The organism is Brevibacterium sanguinis (genome assembly GCF_039528855.1).
GTDB lineage: Bacteria > Actinomycetota > Actinomycetes > Actinomycetales > Brevibacteriaceae > Brevibacterium > Brevibacterium sanguinis.
Window position 1 is genome coordinate 158,939 of the sequence record NZ_BAAAMB010000001.1, and the last position, 16,260, is coordinate 175,198.

Sequence of the window (16,260 nt, forward strand, 5' to 3'; positions counted from 1 at the left end):
TTCGGCGTCGGGGGCGGGGTGCCGGGGACGGCGCTGTCGGCCGCTGATGTCCGACGGCGGGGATCCGCGATTGCCGTCAGCTGGCTGTGGTGACCCGGCCCTCGACAGTGGGGGCCCGGTAGCCCGTGCCACGCGTTCGCGCTGAGCCGAACACCTCGGCGATGCCCGGAAACGCGCCTGACGAAACGCCCGGAATCACGGGCGTCGGCAGGATTTCGTTTGCACTCTCCCCCTGAGAGTGCTAAATCTAGTACTGGTGAAAACCACGGGATTTCATCAGTCGTCTCGAGAGCGTGGTCCCTGTGTGGAATGGAACATGCGGACACACTCTCTGCCGTCGCGGGCGCTGACGACTGCTCTGCGATTCCAGTCCACTCCATCAGGGAGGATCTAGGCCACTATGGCAAAGATGATTGCATTCGACGAAGAAGCTCGTCGGGGACTCGAAGCTGGTCTCAACCAGCTTGCGGACGCGGTCAAGGTGACTCTTGGACCCCGCGGTCGCAACGTCGTGCTCGAAAAGCAGTGGGGCGCACCCACCATCACCAACGATGGCGTGTCCATTGCCAAGGAGATCGAACTCGAGGATCCCTACGAGAAGATCGGCGCTGAGCTCGTCAAGGAAGTCGCCAAGAAGACCGACGACGTCGCCGGCGACGGCACCACCACCGCCACCGTTCTCGCTCAGGCACTCGTCCGCGAGGGTCTGCGCAACGTGGCTGCCGGTGCTGACCCGCTCAGCCTCAAGCGCGGCATCGAGAAGGCCGTCGCGGCCGTGACCGATGTCCTGCTCGACAACGCCATCGAGATCGAGACGAAGCAGCAGATCGCTGCGACCGCCGGCATCTCCGCCGGTGATCCCGCGATCGGTGAGCTCATCGCCGAGGCGATCGACAAGGTCGGCAAGGAAGGCGTCGTCACCGTCGAGGAGTCCAACACCTTCGGACTCGAACTCGAACTGACCGAGGGCATGCGCTTCGACAAGGGCTACATCTCCGGTTACTTCGTCACCGACACCGACCGTCAGGAAGCTGTCCTCGAGGATCCCTACATCCTCATCGTCAACTCGAAGATCTCCAACGTCAAGGACCTGCTGCCCGTCCTCGAGAAGGTGCAGCAGACCAACAAGCCGCTGCTGATCATCGCCGAGGACGTCGAGGGCGAAGCCCTGGCCGTGCTCGTGCTCAACAAGATCCGCGGCACCTTCAAGTCCGTCGCCGTCAAGGCTCCGGGCTTCGGTGACCGTCGCAAGGCGCAGCTCGCCGACATCGCCATCCTCACCGGTGGCCAGGTCGTCTCCGAGGAAGTCGGGCTCAAGCTCGACAACGTCACCCTCGACCTGCTCGGCACCGCACGCAAGGTCGTCGTCACCAAGGACGAGACGACCATCATCGAAGGCGCCGGTGACGCCGACGAGATCGCCGGCCGCGTGGCCCAGATCCGTGCGGAGATCGAGAACTCGGATTCCGACTACGACCGTGAGAAGCTGCAGGAGCGCCTGGCCAAGCTGGCCGGCGGTGTTGCCGTCATCAAGGCCGGAGCCGCGACCGAGGTCGAGCTCAAGGAGACCAAGCACCGCATCGAAGACGCCGTGCGCAATGCGAAGGCCGCCGTGGAAGAGGGAATCGTCGCCGGTGGCGGCGTCGCTCTCATCCAGGCCGGCAAGCAGGCGTTCGACGACCTCTCGCTCACCGGCGACGAGGCGACGGGTGCGAACATCGTCAAGGTCGGCATCGAGGCGCCGCTCAAGCAGATCGCCACGAACGCCGGACTCGAAGCCGGAGTCGTCGCCGACAAGGTCGCGAACCTCGAACCGGGCTGGGGCCTCAACGCCGCCACCGGTGAGTACGAGGACCTGCTCGCGGCCGGCATCAACGATCCGGTCAAGGTGACCCGCTCGGCTCTGCAGAACGCCGCGTCGATCGCCGGTCTGTTCCTCACCACCGAGTCGGTCGTCGCCGACAAGCCCGAGAAGGCCGCACCGGGTGCTGACGCAGCCGCTGCCGGCATGGAGGGCATGGGCGGCATGGGCTTCTGACCCACGCCCGCCAGGCACTGAGAGAGCCGTGCCATCACCCGCAGGGGTGGTGGCACGGCTCTTCTCTTTCCCGCACTCGGCCTCGCGCGCTCAGTCCGCGTGCTCAGTCCCAGGGGTTGCCGCGACGGCGCCGCCGCTCTTCCCTCCGCCGTCGCAGTTCGTCGGTCGACGGCTCCTGCCCGGGGGCGTAGGGCGGGGCGAGCGGGTGGGGAGGCTGAAGGCCGTGGCCGAAGTTCTCCTCGTAGTCGTCGTCCTGTCGCGGCTGCTCCTCGAGCTGGCGCTTCGCCTCCTCATCGCCGAGGTGTGCCCGGGCGCGCTTCGTCAGCTCCTGTTTGCGTTTGCGGATGATCTCCTCTTTGCCGGTCATCTGCGCGACCGCGCCGAAGAACATCGGGCCGAGGATGAAGATCGGCCAGAAGAAGATGAGGCTGCCGGCGAAGAGGCTCGTCGCCCCCCAGATGAGCAGCATGAAACCGGCAGGACCGGCCATGAGACCGATGAGGGCGCGTTTGACGCGGTCGCGGTAGAACTTCTCCGCGGCTTCCTGGATCTGCTCGGGCGTGATCGGAATCCGATCATCGCTGAGCTGAGCCAGCGCGCGAGCCCGGCTCGCCTCGTCGAGGTGGTCGGGATCGACGGGTTCGGCCTCGGCGATGACGAGATCGTCGATGAGCGACGGGATCTCTCCGAGGGTCTTCACCCGCGCCGCCGCCTCGGTGCGCTCATCGAACTCCCCGGCATCGATCTGACCGAGCGCATACGCCTCGGAGAGCACATCGGTGACCACGGCTCGATCGGCATCGGAGGCTCTGACCTGCCCGTAATCGCGCGGGTCGGCGCTGAAGCGGGACCAGAGTGGACGACTTTCCATCTGTCTACTGTAACCCCGCTCCCACGGCCGCAAACCTGGGACGTCGCGGCGAATGCGGCGAGAGAATCTCGTCCGCGACAGCGGCTGTCCGGTCGCGGAGACTCGTCTCCCGCCGGGGCGACTCACGGTGCGGGCGCCCCCGCTGAGCGGGGGCGAAACCACTACACTTGCTCAGGTGGAACCTGTGGTCGTGCTCATCCTCGCAGCGGTCTTCATCGGGGCACTCGCACAGCGCATCACCGGAATGGGCTTCGGCCTGGTCTCCGGGCCGTTCCTCGTCCTCCTCCTCGATCCCGTCTCCGGGGTCCTCCTCGTCAACCTCTGCGGCATCGTCGCGGCCGCCACCGTCTTCGCGCGGACATGGCGCGAGGTCGAATGGCCGGTGTTCTGGAAGCTCGCGGTCGGCACGGTCGTCGGCACGGTGCCCGGGGCGCTGCTGACGACGGCGCTGCCGACGGCGTCGCTGCAGGTGCTCATCGGCGCCCTCATCATCGCCTCGCTCGCCGTCTCCCTGCTCATCGGTCGGGTCGGGACGACGATGCCGGCGAACTTCGGCACGCAGTTCTCGGCCGGCTTCGTCTCCGGCACGATGTCGGCAGCGGCCGGCGCCGGGGGACCCGCGGTGAGCGCGTATGCGGTGCTCACCCGGTGGGAGCACCGGCCGTTCGCGGCGACCCTGCAGCCGTTCCTCGTCGTCGGCACCGCCTCGGCGATCATCGCGAAGGTCATCGTCGACGGCGGGGTGTGGCCGCAGCTCGACCCGGCCATCTGGATCGGGATCGGCATCGTCCTCGTCGCCGGCCTCCTCGGCGGAGATCTGCTCGCACAGAAGGTCGCACCGACGGCGGCGCGGATCGCGATGATCGTCCTCGCCTTCGGCGGGGGCGCGGCGACGCTCGCCAAGGGCCTCGGCCTCTTCGGCTGACGACGTTGCGCGCGTCGTTGCACTGGCCTGAGTGCGCTGGCCCGCAAACACCCTGCGAGCACCCAGGGGTGCAGGCCGGACAAGCGGAGGCGGCATGCGGGGTTGGCTCAGTCGCTTGCCAGTTTCGTCGGGCATACTGGTCAGTGATCCGTCCATCTGGGAGGCATTGATCGTGGGAACAGTATTCCTGCTCATACTCATCGTTCTCGGCACCATCTTCTTCGTCGGCTACCGCAAGGAGAAGAAGCGCAAGCAAGAGCTTCACGCAGCGGAACTCGAACTCGTGAAGAAGGCAGCGGAAGAGGACGTCACCGAGTTCGGTGAGGAAGTCGCCGAACTCGACATCATCACGTCCGGAGTCGAGCTCGACACCGGTGGCCAGCAGGACTACAAGCAGGCCCTCGACTCCTACGACGTCGCGAAGGAGACGCTCGAGAAGGTCGACGAGCCCACCGACATCCGCCACGTCACCGAGGCGCTCGAGGACGGCCGCTACGCCGCGAAGTGCGTGCGCGCCCGCGTCGAGGGCAAGCCGCTTCCGGTGCGCCGCCCGCCGTGCTTCTTCAATCCGCAGCACGGTCCCTCGGTCGAGGACATCGACTGGGCTCCCGCCGGCGGTCAGCTCCGGCCCGTTCCCGTGTGCGCCGCCGACGCCGAGCGCGTCGCCGTGGGCGCCGAACCCGCCGTGCGCAAGGTCGTCACCGGTGACGGTCAGACCCGCCGGGCCTACTGGGAAGCGGGACCGGCCTACGCCGAATACAACCGCGGATACTTCAACTCCTACGCCGGATCGGGTCTTCTTCCCGGCGTCCTCATGGGCGCCATGCTCTTCGGCGGGATGGGCGGCGGCTGGGACGGCTCGTACGCCGACGGCTACCAGGACGGCATGGGCGCCGACGGCGGCGGTGACGCCGGAGGCGACATGGGCGGCGGAGACGGCGGAGGCTTCTTCGACGGCGGTGGCGACGGCGGCGGCTTCGACTTCGGAGGCTTCGACTTCTGATGGACGTCGTGACCATCCGCGACGAGACGATCAGACTCGGTCAGCTCCTCAAGCTCCACGGCGTCGCCGAACACGGCGCCATGGCCAAGGATCTCATCGCCGCCGGTGACGTTCGCGTCAACGGGGAGGTCGAGACCCGCCGCGGGGCGACGATCCGTCCCGGCGACCGCGTCGAAGCCCTCGGTGAGGCCTTCGAGGTCGAATCCGAAAGCGCCGGCGAAGCGTAGGCAGAGCTGCCAGGCAGCGGTCGCCGATGATGAACCGGGCCACGGGCGAGGGACTCGATCTCGACTTCCCGTTCCGCGGCCGCTGGCTCGTCCAGAACAGTCCAGCCGATCGCCTGCCCAGTCACGGAACCACAGTGTTCGCGACTGGGCAGGCGATCGATTTCGTTCCCGTCGATGACACGGGAAGGTCAGCGCGGTTCACCCTCACCTCACTGCTGGTCCCGGAGCCGCCGCAGCGCTTTCCCGGCTTCGGTCGCACGCTGCTCTCGCCCGCGAACGGCACGGTCGTCGCCGTCGACGACGGCCACCCCGACCATCCTGCACACCGTGGACTGCCGTCGCTGAGCTACATGGCTGCCCAGCCGCGGCGCCTGCGCCGCGGGTGGCCTGCGCTCGCCGGCAATCACATCGCCATCGACGTCGGCGGGATCGTCGTCGTCCTCTGCCACCTGCGACAGCACAGCACCGAGGTGGCCCTCGGGCAGTCCGTCCGCCTCGGTGAGGCGGTGGCGGAGACGGGCAACTCGGGGAACAGCACCGAACCCCACCTCCACATCCAGGCCATGGATCGGCTCGACCCCGAACGCGCCGAGGCGGTGCCGCTGCACTTCCGCGGCCGCCTGCCCCGCAACGGCGAGATCATCGAGGCGTGAGCGCGCCGGACGCGGTCGGCTGTCACACCGCGCCGGATGGGGTGTCAGCTGTCGAGGGCGCGGGGGGTCTCATCCATGCCCGGCGCATCCCAGAGCGGGGACCAGCGGGACATGTCGTCCTCGAACGGCAGCTCGCCGGAGAGGATGCCGCGGACCTGGATCTCGAGCGCATTGTCCCGCTGCCGGGGGCCGGTCGGGGCGAAGGGGTAGAACGTTCCGCGCTTGTACTGGTAGACGAGGGCAAGGCGGCGCCCGTCCGGGTGCGCGAAGTACACGGTCGAGCACAGAAGCATCGTGTCGAAGCCCTGATTGACGAGGGCGGAGTTGACGGCGTGGAGGTTCGTCACGAGGTTGACGGCGTCGCCATCCGCGTCGGAGACGACCTGCCACGTGTAGCCGAAGCCGTCGTTCGTCTGTCGCACACTCGCGGCTGGGTCCGAGCCGATGAGGGCGACGCTCTCCTGCTCGGCGGAGTCGAACGCCGCGCCCTCGACCTGGCGGAAGACGACGGCACCGACACCGGTCGGGACGAATCCTGTCGCCGCCTGCAGGGTGAGCGCTGCCGGTGGAAGCGCGAAGAGGTCGTCGAGGTTGGCGCGTTTGGGTTTGGAGCGTCCCAGGATGGCGTCGAAGAAGCCCATGAAACTCCTCATCGGTGGTGGTCGGTCAGTGGTGGATTCGTCGCCGGTCAGGCAGTCGGTCGCATTGCTGCCGTGGTGCCCGTCAGGCAGGGCGTCGGCTCACTCCGGCTTCGACAGCTGCGCGGAGATCTTCGCGAGCTGAGCGAGCCGCTTGTCGAGCGAGGGATGGGTGGAGAAGAGCTCACCGAAGCCCGAGCCGCCGTGGGCGGCGGGGATGAGCGCGAGATGGTTCGCCGAGGCGGTGGCGCGGAGGTCCTTCTCCGGGATCTTGTTCATGTCTCCGCTCAGCTTCGTCAGCGCCGAGGCGAGCACCGACGGGCGGCCGGTGAGGAGCGCGGCCGCGCGGTCGGCAGCGAGCTCGCGGTAGCGGGAGAGGCTGCGGATGAGGAGGAACGAGAGTCCGTAGACCACGGCTCCGACGAGGATGAAGAGGAGCTGGATCGGGATGCCGCCGTTGTTGTCGCGGCGCCCGCCGAGGGTCATGTAGTAGCCGGCGCGCATCATCAGGGCGGCGACGACTCCGGTCACTCCCGCCACCGTCATGACGGTGACGTCACGGTGGGCGACGTGGGAGAGCTCGTGGGCGAGGACGACCTCGACCTCCTCGCGATCGAGGTTCTCGAGCAGACCGCGGGTCACGCAGACCACGGACCGCTTCGGGGACCGTCCGGTGGCGAAGGCATTCGGCGTCGCCGAGTTCGACACGGCCACCCGCGGCTTCGTCGAATCGGAGAGCTGTGTGAGACGGTCGACCATCGTGTGGAGTTCGGGGGCCTCCTCGGGGGTGACCTCCCGTGCCCCCATCGCCTTCATCGCGATGGAGTCGGAGAAGTACCACTGGAAGAAGAACGCTCCGACGCTGACGACCACCGCGATGATGACTCCGGTCGTGCTGCCGCCGAGCATCCACCAGATGGCGAGGATGAGGACGACGTAGATGAGGCCGTTGAGGAAGATCGTCCACCCCATGCGCATAGTGAGCCCGCTGTCCTTGACGAAACGGTTGGACATCCTCATTCCTCTCTGGTGTTGCAGGTCCGGCCCACTGCCTGGTGAGCAGGCAATGGGCCGGAGGTGTCATCGTCGAACCGGTGCACCGGCGTTCATCGGGATCGGGCAGGGCGGCCGGGGGCCGGTCCGGCTCACGCGGGGTCGGGGATGAACCCTTCGCCGGTGAGCAGCTCGGCGATCTCCGTCAGGGTCGCGTCGACGAAGGGCACGACGACATCGCTGGATCCGAGGTAGTCATCGGAGACGGGCGTGCCGTGGCTGATGACGTAGTCGTGGAGCGCGTTGAGCGCGGACTTCGCCTCGTCCTCGTCACCGGATTCGACCGCGTGTTCGACCTGGTTGTCGTACTTCTGCAGAAGCTCCTGGTCGACGTTCGCGACGTCGTACTGGCCCTCGCCCATGATGCGGATGATCATCACTGACCCTCGCCTTCGAGCGATTTCTGGTTGTTCTTCTCCTGGCCGGCGGGCAGCGATTCGCGCATCCGGGCGAGCTCCATCTCGACGTCGTTCTCGCTGGAGAGGGCATCGAGCTGGGCGCTGATGTCGTCCTTCGACGAGCCGGTGACGTCCTCGAGGGCGCCGGAGGCGATGAGTTCGTCGACAGCGCCGGCCCGTGCCTGCAGGGCGGCGGTCTTGTCCTCGGCGCGCTGGACGGCGAGTCCGACGTCGCCGAGCTCTTCGGAGATGCCCGAGAACGCCTCACCGATCTTCGACTGCGCTTCAGCGGCGTTGTAGGTGGCCTTGATGGTCTCCTTGCGCGTGCGGAAGGCATCGACCTTCGCCTGCAGCCGCTGCGAGGCCAGCGTGAGCTTCTGCTCCTCGCCCTGGAGGCCCTCGTGCTGGGTCTGCAGGTCGGTGATCTGCTGCGAGAGACCGGACTTGCGGGTCAGAGCCTCACGGGCGAGGTCCTCACGGCCGATCTCCATGGCCTTCTGGGCCTGCCCGGAGAGCTTGTTCTGCTGCTGCTCGAGCTGATTGATCTGCAGTTCGAGGCGCTTGCGGCTGGTGGCGACGTCCGCGACGCCGCGGCGCACCTTCTGCAGCAGTTCGAGCTGCTTCTGGTACGAGTAGTCGAGGGTTTCATTGGGGTTCTCGGCCTTGTCGAGGGCCTTGTTCGCCTTCGCTCCGAAGATCGTCGCGATTCGTTGGAAGATGCTCACCGTTGTCGACTCCTGCTCTGGTCCTGGTCCGACGAGTGCGGTCGGAAACCTCCGGGTGCGGAGTGTCCCGGCCTCGATCGCCGTGAACTATCCTCTTCAGCCTACTCAAAAAGGCTGATAGTTTCCCAGATGTCGACGAGGGAGAACTACAGATGGCTCAGCGTGTCGCGCACGTGCGGACGGCGCGGAATCACCTCCTGATGCGTGACGGGGGACTTGTGGTCGAGCTCTGTCGGCCCGCCCCTCAGTCCGGCCGTCGCTCCGGTGGTCATTGCCTGCCCGATCACGGCGCTCGGTTCTGAACCGGTCACGGTGCGAGGAGACGCGGCCGCAGTGCTCGCTCCCGGACCGGTCACGGCGCGAGGAGATGCAGCCGCAGTGCTCGCTCGCGGATCGGTCACGGCGCGAAGAGACGCGAGTTCGCCGCCTCGACCTCGGAGTACTGAGTGGCTGCGGTGCCGAGCGCACCGTGGATCGAGGTGAGCGATTCGAACAGCTGCTTCTGGGCCCCCTCCCACTGGTTGATCACCGCCTGGAAGTTCTGGGCGGCGCTGCCCTTCCAGCACTCCTGCAGGGTGAGCAGGTTCCGCAGCATCGTGTTCGACTCCGCGATGAGTGCCTGGGACGATGCGGCGGTCGCCGTGGCCGCGGACGAGACGCGTTCGGCGTCGACTTCGAAACTCATGATCTCTCCTCTGATGGTCGGCGGATCGTGGACTCCGCCGTGCTGCGCGAGCGCACCGGGTCTGTGCGGTGACCACGATCCCCATCGAGCGGTCGCGGCCGCAAGGGCGCGGAGCATCCCTGTGGACACGGGCTGAGCGTCCACAGCCGTCTCGCACACGAGTGTGTGCCTCCTCCACCGGCGCACGAGCGCGAGTCACACGCGCAGGCGACCAAGCAGAGGGACTCGGGCCCGGGGGAGAAGCGGGCGAGGGGATGTGGCGCGAGGGGAGCAGGCATCAAACCCGGGGAGCAGACGCGCCACCAGAGGAGCAGACATGACCCCTGAGGAGCAGGCGCGCAGACGTGCCACCACGCGAACGGCGCCTCCCCGAGTGGGGAGACGCCGTTCGGAGTCGCGCAGCGCCGAGGCAGCCGCGGCGCGTGAGCCTCACTTCAGTTCGAGGGACACCTGGAGGTTCTGCTCCTGGCCGCCGCGGACGATCGTGAAGTCGACGGGGGTGTTGACCGGCTGGGCACGGACGAGGGCCTGCAGCGACACTGCGCTGTTGACCTTCGTGCCGCCCACGGCGATGACGTCGTCACCGTCCTGGAACCCGGCCGCTGCGGCCGGCGATCCTGCCTCGACGGTCTGCACCTTCGCGCTCGCGCGGGTCACTCCGCCGCTGTTGATCTGCCCGTCGGTGAGCGTGACGCCGAGGAACGGGTGCAGAGCCTGGCCGGTCGCAATGAGCTGATCGGCGATCGACACCGCCTGCGAGGCGGGGATCGCGAAGCCGATGCCGATCGACCCGGACTGCTGTCCCTCCTCGCCGGAGCCGAGTGAGGCGGCGGCGGAGTTGACGCCGATGAAGTTGCCGTTGCCGTCGACGAGCGGGCCGCCCGAGTTGCCCGGGTTGATGGCCGCATCCGTCTGGATGGCGTTCGTGATGGTCAGCTCCCGTTGCTGGGCCGAGGCGTCGTCACCGATGTTCTCCGTGGTCACCGGCCGGTCGAGGGCGGAGACTATGCCGGTGGTCACCGAGTCGGCGAGGCCGAGCGGGTTGCCGAGCGCCATCACCGGATCGCCGACCTGGAGTGCCTTCGAATCGCCCACCGGCAGCGGCGTGACGTTCTGCGGAACCTGATCGAGCTTGATGATCGCGATGTCGGTCGAGGGGTCGCGCCCGACGATGCTCGCCTTCATCGCCGCGCCGCTCTTCATCGTCACCGTGAGCTCCCCGCCTGCGGTGTCCGACGGCGCCACCACGTGGTTGTTCGTGATGACGTGACCCTGGTCGTCGTAGAGCGATCCCGAGCCGAGCGCGACAGGACGTCCGCCGACGCCGGCCTGGATCGAGACGACGGCCTCGGAGGCCTGCTTCGCGACCTGAGTCCAGTCGGGGGTCTCGATGGTCTGCTCGGCGACCTTGCGCGGGGCGTCGTCCTGGAGGGCGTTGACCGCGTAGCTGCCGCCGAACGCTGCGCCTCCGCCGATGAGCGCGGCGATGAGGGCGATCGCGATCGTCGCCCCCCAGCCTGGTCCGCGCTTCTGGCGCCGAGGCGGTGCTGCACCGCCGTACGGACCCTGATCGCCGGGTCCACCGGGGCCTGACGGGTTCGACCCGTAGGCGGCGGATCCGTAGCCTCCGGAACCGTAGACGTTCGAGCCGTAACCGCCGTACGGTGAGCCCTGCTGGGAGCCTGCGGGACCGGTCGTCGCCGAACCCGAACCGGCAGCGGCACCGGCTGCCGCGCCGGCACCCGCCGCCGCACCGAAGGTCGCGGTCGAACCGGTCGTGCCCTGCTGCCCGGCCTGCCCGGACTGCCCGGACCCTGCACCGTACTGGCCCGACTGTCCGGATCCCGCACCGTACTGGCCTGGCTGACCCGATCCCGCACCGTGCTGACCCGAGCCCGCACCGTGCTGACCCGAGCCGGTCGTCGGATTCTGCCCGTACCGGTCGGCACCGGACTGTCCGGACGCCGAGGCGCCGCCCGCGGACTGCTGGCCCGCGGGGCTGAAGGGACTCGAGGCGCTCGGCTGGTTCGACGACCCGTATCCCGACGACCCGTAGCCGGACTGGCCTGAGCTCGGCTGCTGGCTCGAGCCCGGCTGCTGGCCCGAACCCGGCTGTTGGCCGGGGCCCGAGAGGTGGCCGCCGCTCGCATTGCCCTGCGGTGCTCCGGTCACTCCTCGCGAGTTGTCCCCAGGCGTCTGCGCGTAAGTCGGCTGCACCCGCGTCGTGTCCTCGCCGCGGCCGGTCCCGGGCTGTCCCTGGCCGGGCGCGGCGGGGAAGCTGGTTGTGGAGGGATCAGGCTGCCCCTGACTTGAACCCGGCTGGGACGGGCCGGACGCGGGTTCGCCGTCCCGCCTCGGCGAGGCCCCCTGATCGGAGGTCGGGAAGGTGCGCGGAACGTCCGATGACGCACGGGAACCGTCGGTCGGGAACGTCCGGTAGTCGTCGTCTCCGTGGCGTCCCCGGTTGCGGGGAGTGTTGCCGTCGTTGCTGCTCATCGCTCGTCCTTTCGCGCGTCTGGAGCACTGTCTTCGTTATCTGGGATGGGCAGGTCGACGCGGAAGGTCGCGCCGCCCCCGGGTGTCTGCTGCACGGAGATGACTCCATGGTGGTTCTCGACGATCGCCTTGACGATCGAGAGTCCGAGGCCGGATCCGCCGGTGTCGCGGGTGCGGGAGACGTCGAGCCGGTAGAACCGTTCGAAGATGCGGGGGACGAGCTCGGGATCGATGCCCTCGCCGTGGTCGCGGACCTCGAAGCGGACGCGTCCGTTCGGGAAGCCGCGCAGCGACTCGTCGACGGCGACCGTGCCCGCCGCCGTGACGTTGGGGACGATGCCCGCCGGCTCCTGCGCGTCGGCAGGCTCCGCTCCGCTCGCGTCGCCGCGACGGAAGATGCGGACTCCGCCGGTGACGAAACCGCGCTCCCGCGACTTCTCCTTCGCCCCCGACTTGCCGCTGTCGTCCGAGCCGGTGGTGCCGGCCTCGGCCGCGGGGTCCTCGGGGAGTCCGACGACGCCGACGGCGAACTCGATCGCCGCGTCCTCCGGGGTGTGGCGGACGGCGTTGCCGGCGAGATTGACGATGACCTGGCGGATCTTCGACTCCGAGCCGCGGATGAGCGGCACCGGGGAGGCATCGTCCCCGTCGAGGCCGACGAAGCTGATCTCCCGGTCAGGGGCCTGCGCGGCGGCGTCGGCGGCGGCGTCGCGGACGACCTTGAAGAGGTCGATCGGGCCGATCTCCGTCGGGCGCTGTTCGTCGAGCCGGGCGAGGACGACGAGGTCGTCGACGAGGACGCCCATGCGCTTGGCCTCCGACTCCATCCGCTCCATCGCCTGCGCGATGTCATCGGGCTTGGTGATCGCTCCCTGACGGTAGAGCTCGGCGTAGCCGCGGATCGTCACGAGCGGGGTGCGCAGCTCGTGCGAGGCGTCGGAGACGAACTGTCGGATCCGCTTCTCCGACCGAGTCTGCCCGTCGAAGGAGTCCTCGATGCGACCGAGCATCGTGTTGAGCGCCGCCGAGAGCCTCCCGAGCTCCGTGTTGCGGGGGAACGTCGGCACGCGCTGGCTGAGATCGCCGCCGGCGATCCGCGAGGCCGTCTTCTCGATGTCGCGCAGCGGGCGGAAGGTGTTGTTGATCGCCCAGTAGCCGACTCCGGCGACCATCGCCAGGGCGAGGAGGCCGATGCCGATCATCGTGTTGCGGGCGCGTTCGTTGATGTTGTCGATCTCGCGGTCGAAGGGGACCGCGATCGCCACGAGCACGTCGGTGTTCTGCACCTTCATCGCCCGCGCCCGCCACTGCGACTTCGTGCCGGACACCGTGAACGGCCGGCCGCCCTGCGCATAGACATCGGATTCGGTGATCGGCGGCAGCACCGGCTGATTCTTCGGCTCGGGTGCCACGGGATCGCTGATCGCCTTGCCGTCGGTCGAGTAGAACTGGACGTAGAAGCCGCCGGGCAGGAGGCTCTTGAGCTCATTCCACGAGTTCGAGTCGATCGTCGTCGCGCTGCCGTCGCCGCCGGATTCGGTCGACTGCAGCTGCGCCGGGGCGAAGACGTCCTGGTAGGCCTGCTTCGCGAGTGTTTCGGACGCGCTGATGAGCCGCTCATCGGTGCGTTCGATGAGACTGTCGCGCAGGTTCTCGAGCACCCATGCGCTCGTCCCCGAGAGGACGAGCAGCATGAGCAGCATCATGATCCCCAGGAGCTTGGTGGTCAGAGACCACTCCTCCCAGAAACCGGGTCGGGAGGGACGGGTGTGTTTTGTTGCCACGTGAGTAATCTAGCGCCCGTGCTTGGGCGACTACTTGGATTCCGGTGTGCGCAGCATGTAGCCGACGCCGCGCTTCGTCTGGATCATCGGCGTCCACTCCATCTCCACGGTGTGACCGGCGGCGTCCGTTTCCGGGGTGACGTCGATCTTGCGTCGCAGGTAGGAGATGTAGGACTCGACGATTCCCGTGTCGCCGCCGAAGTCGTATTCCCAGACATGGTCGAGGATCTGCGACTTCGAGAGCACGCGGTTGGCGTTGAGCATGAGGTAGCGCAGCAGCTTGAACTCTGTGGGGGAGAGGTCGATGAGGATCCCCGAGCGGCGCACCTCGTGGGTGTCGTCGTCGAGTTCGAGATCGCCCGCCACGATGACGGCGTTCTCCTCGTCCTCGAGGCTGCGGGTGCGGCGGAGGACGGCGCGGATGCGGGCGACGACCTCTTCGAGGCTGAACGGCTTCGTCACGTAGTCATCGCCGCCGACGGTCAGCCCCGTGATCTTGTCCGAGGTGTCATCGCGGGCGGTGAGGAAGACGACGGGGGCGTTCATCCCGATCTGGCGGAGGCGCCGGGTGACGGTGAAGCCGTCCATGTCCGGCAGCATCACGTCGAGGACGAGGAGGTCGGGGGTGGTCTGCTCGGCGAGGCGCAGGGCCTCGGCGCCGTTGGCTGCCGACACGACGTCGAAGCCGGCGAAGCGCAGGCTCGTGGAGAGGAGTTCGCGGATGTTGGGCTCATCGTCGACAACGAGCAGAGTGGCTTCGATGTCGGTGTCGTTCTGTGTAGTCATGACTTCAGTGTGAAGAGCGAGTCTGGGAGTCAGGTGAACATTGCCTGAATGCGATTGTGACCTCCGTCACTGAAAAATTCCCAGAAAAGTCCATTCGAGTCCCCTGAGGGGCTTCGGCTCTCAGGATCGGAGCGGTGAATTGCGGGATTTTTCAGCCTGCGAGCAGGTCGGGTTCAGGAGGCGTGATCGCCGGCGTCGCTCTGGCGGGCGCGGAAGGCGGCGACGTGGGTGCGGTTGGCGCAGTTGCCGGTGTCGCAGAAGCGCTTCGAGCGGTTGCGGCTGAAGTCGGCGAGGTAGGCCCGGCAGTCCTCGGCCGCGCATCTGCCCAGGCGGTCGAGGTCGCCGGAGCGGATGAGGTCGATGAGCACGAGGGCGACATCGGCGGCGACGCGGTCGGCGAGGCTCGCCGTCGCGCCCACGGCGTGGAGGTGCCAGTCCCAGTCGCCGTGGCGCACGAGCTGCGGCAGCGCGTCGGTCTCGCGCAGGGTGAGATTGACCTCCTCGACGATGCGCCGCTCGAGGGCGTCCGCGGCTGATTCGCCGACCGGGTTGGTGTCGCCGGCCGGGCCGGTCGCGGGCTCGGGGTCGAGGCTCGACTCGTGAGCAGGCTCTGAGTCGAGGCCCGCCTCGAAGGCGGCGGCGAAGCGCTCGCGCAGGCGGCGCGTCTCCTCGACGTCGGCCTTCGTCGCCGTGAGCGGCCCGGAGAAGTCGTGTCCGGCGGCGAAGTCGCGGAGGCCCGCGGTCGTCGTCAGCTGATCTCCGTCCGCGGCGATGCCGCCCGCGGTGTTGAGGAGGTCGACGAGCATCGTGAGGTTCGAGCGGATGTCATACGCGAAAGTCATGATGTCTGCCATTGTGCCACATCGCGTAAGGAGCAAAATGCACTTGACTCATTTCATGGCGGTGGGAAATACTGGCGATGGACACGTCCACCACCTCGGCGCGCTCATCCGTCCGCGCCGACCGCACCCGATATCAGGAGGCTGAGAATGACCCGCACCGTCGTCCTGGGGTTCCTCCTCACCCTGGCCTCCGCCTTCTTCTTCGCCGTCTCCGGGCCGATCGCGAAGACGATGTACGCCGTCGGGTGGACGCCGGGTGCGGTCGTGCTCATCCGCCTCATCGGCTCGGCCCTCCTCCTGCTCATCCCCAGCCTCATCGCACTCCGCGGACGCTGGGGTGAGGTGCGCGCGCACTGGAAGACGGTCCTCACCTACGGGCTCGTGTCGATGGCCGGCGTGCAGGGCTTCTACTTCGTCGCCGTCGAACACCTCACCGTCGCCGTCGCCCTGCTCCTCGAGATGACGGCGCCGATGCTCATCGTCTTCTGGATCTGGGCTCGGACCCGGACCCGCCCGGCGACCGTGACGTTCATCGGGGTACTCGTCTCGATGGTCGGTCTCCTCCTCGTCCTCAACCTGCGCGGGGCCTCGATCAGCGTCCTCGGTGTCGTCATGGCGCTCGCCGCCGCAGTCTGTCTCGCCTCCTACTTCCTCGTCTCGGCGAAGGACACGATCAATGTGCCGCCGGTGGCGCTGACCGGGCTCGGCATGGGCGTCGGCGCGCTGACCATGGGTCTCATCGTCCTCCTCGGCGTCATGCCGTGGGGTGCGGCGACGACCGACGTCGACTTCGGCGGCCTCCAGGTCTCGTGGGTGCTGCCGATGGCGCTCATCATCCTCTTCACCGCCGGCGCCTACATCGCCGGCATCCTCGGCCTGCGCTACATCGGCGCGACCGTCGGTTCGTTCGTCAACCTCATCGAAGTGCCCTTCTCCGTCATCGTCGCGTGGCTCCTGCTCGCCGAGCTGCCTGCGCCGATCCAGCTCTTCGGCGGCGTCTTCATCCTCGGCGGCGTCGTCTTCATCAAATGGGGCGAGGCCCGGCTGGCCCGGCGGATCGCCACCCGTGAGGTCGTCGCCCGCTCCGGAGCCCTCGCCGAGGTGTGAGCGGGCGAGGCGCGTGCGTCTTGGCTGGG

Annotated in this window: 16 protein-coding genes; 6 read left to right on the forward strand and 10 right to left on the reverse strand. The window is 68.1% G+C overall.

The features are described from left to right. Positions 1 to 400: 400 nt before the first annotated feature. A complete protein-coding gene (gene groL / locus ABD154_RS00745; protein ID WP_198499578.1) occupies positions 401 to 2,038 on the forward strand; it encodes a chaperonin GroEL in 1,638 nt (545 codons plus the stop codon). Between the two features lie 103 nt (positions 2,039 to 2,141). Here the strand turns inward: groL and ABD154_RS00750 are convergent, their stop codons facing one another. Continuing rightward, complete coding sequence (locus ABD154_RS00750) at positions 2,142 to 2,909, reverse strand: DUF1707 SHOCT-like domain-containing protein (protein ID WP_198499577.1); 768 nt, start codon at positions 2,907 to 2,909, stop codon at positions 2,142 to 2,144. 175 nt (positions 2,910 to 3,084) lie between these two features. On the opposite strand from ABD154_RS00750, the gene ABD154_RS00755 reads away from it, so the two are divergent. The 4 genes from ABD154_RS00755 to ABD154_RS00770 all read left to right on the forward strand — a co-directional run bounded on the left by ABD154_RS00755 (position 3,085) and on the right by ABD154_RS00770 (position 5,717). Further along, entirely contained in the window at positions 3,085 to 3,834 is a 750-nt protein-coding gene (locus ABD154_RS00755; RefSeq protein ID WP_198499576.1) for a sulfite exporter TauE/SafE family protein, read from the forward strand. 172 nt (positions 3,835 to 4,006) lie between these two features. Then, a complete protein-coding gene (locus tag ABD154_RS00760; RefSeq protein WP_198499575.1) occupies positions 4,007 to 4,837 on the forward strand; it encodes an OadG family protein in 831 nt (276 codons plus the stop codon). After that, the gene (locus tag ABD154_RS00765) at positions 4,837 to 5,064 is read left to right on the forward strand and encodes an RNA-binding S4 domain-containing protein (RefSeq protein ID WP_198499574.1); all 228 of its coding nucleotides are present in this window, start codon (positions 4,837 to 4,839) and stop codon (positions 5,062 to 5,064) included. Before ABD154_RS00760 ends, ABD154_RS00765 begins: the two co-directional genes overlap by 1 nt. A 29-nt stretch (positions 5,065 to 5,093) precedes the next feature. Next, positions 5,094 to 5,717, forward strand: coding sequence for a M23 family metallopeptidase (locus ABD154_RS00770; protein WP_344249384.1), 624 nt, complete (start codon positions 5,094 to 5,096; stop codon positions 5,715 to 5,717). A 44-nt stretch (positions 5,718 to 5,761) separates the two neighbouring features. Here the strand turns inward: ABD154_RS00770 and pspAB are convergent, their stop codons facing one another. From pspAB to ABD154_RS00815, 9 genes are all read right to left on the reverse strand, one after another. Next, a complete protein-coding gene (gene pspAB, locus ABD154_RS00775) occupies positions 5,762 to 6,358 on the reverse strand; it encodes a PspA-associated protein PspAB (RefSeq protein ID WP_198499573.1) in 597 nt (198 codons plus the stop codon). A gap of 99 nt (positions 6,359 to 6,457) precedes the next feature. Then, positions 6,458 to 7,369, reverse strand: coding sequence for a zinc metalloprotease HtpX (gene htpX, locus ABD154_RS00780; RefSeq protein WP_137827046.1), 912 nt, complete (start codon positions 7,367 to 7,369; stop codon positions 6,458 to 6,460). 131 nt (positions 7,370 to 7,500) lie between these two features. After that, on the reverse strand, positions 7,501 to 7,785 hold the full coding sequence (pspAA, locus tag ABD154_RS00785; RefSeq protein ID WP_344249388.1) for a PspA-associated protein PspAA: 285 nt from the start codon (positions 7,783 to 7,785) through the stop codon (positions 7,501 to 7,503). Beyond that, positions 7,785 to 8,531, reverse strand: coding sequence for a PspA/IM30 family protein (locus tag ABD154_RS00790; RefSeq protein ID WP_171007134.1), 747 nt, complete (start codon positions 8,529 to 8,531; stop codon positions 7,785 to 7,787). Before ABD154_RS00790 ends, pspAA begins: the two co-directional genes overlap by 1 nt. A 397-nt stretch (positions 8,532 to 8,928) precedes the next feature. Continuing rightward, positions 8,929 to 9,216, reverse strand: coding sequence for a WXG100 family type VII secretion target (locus tag ABD154_RS00795; protein ID WP_198499570.1), 288 nt, complete (start codon positions 9,214 to 9,216; stop codon positions 8,929 to 8,931). A gap of 429 nt (positions 9,217 to 9,645) precedes the next feature. Next, positions 9,646 to 11,712 carry a S1C family serine protease gene (locus ABD154_RS00800; RefSeq protein ID WP_344249391.1) on the reverse strand — a complete coding sequence of 689 codons (2,067 nt, stop codon included), beginning with the start codon at positions 11,710 to 11,712 and terminating at the stop codon, positions 9,646 to 9,648. Beyond that, entirely contained in the window at positions 11,709 to 13,496 is a 1,788-nt protein-coding gene (locus tag ABD154_RS00805) for a sensor histidine kinase (RefSeq protein ID WP_425546713.1), read from the reverse strand. Before ABD154_RS00805 ends, ABD154_RS00800 begins: the two co-directional genes overlap by 4 nt. 30 nt (positions 13,497 to 13,526) lie before the next feature. Beyond that, positions 13,527 to 14,282, reverse strand: a complete 756-nt coding sequence (locus tag ABD154_RS00810; RefSeq protein WP_137824402.1) for a response regulator transcription factor — start codon at positions 14,280 to 14,282, stop codon at positions 13,527 to 13,529. Positions 14,283 to 14,455: 173 nt separating this feature from the next. Next, on the reverse strand, positions 14,456 to 15,136 hold the full coding sequence (locus tag ABD154_RS00815; RefSeq protein ID WP_344249396.1) for a CGNR zinc finger domain-containing protein: 681 nt from the start codon (positions 15,134 to 15,136) through the stop codon (positions 14,456 to 14,458). 135 nt (positions 15,137 to 15,271) lie between these two features. On the opposite strand from ABD154_RS00815, the gene ABD154_RS00820 reads away from it, so the two are divergent. Next, the gene (locus tag ABD154_RS00820; protein WP_344249398.1) at positions 15,272 to 16,231 is read left to right on the forward strand and encodes an EamA family transporter; all 960 of its coding nucleotides are present in this window, start codon (positions 15,272 to 15,274) and stop codon (positions 16,229 to 16,231) included. Positions 16,232 to 16,260: the final 29 nt, after the last annotated feature.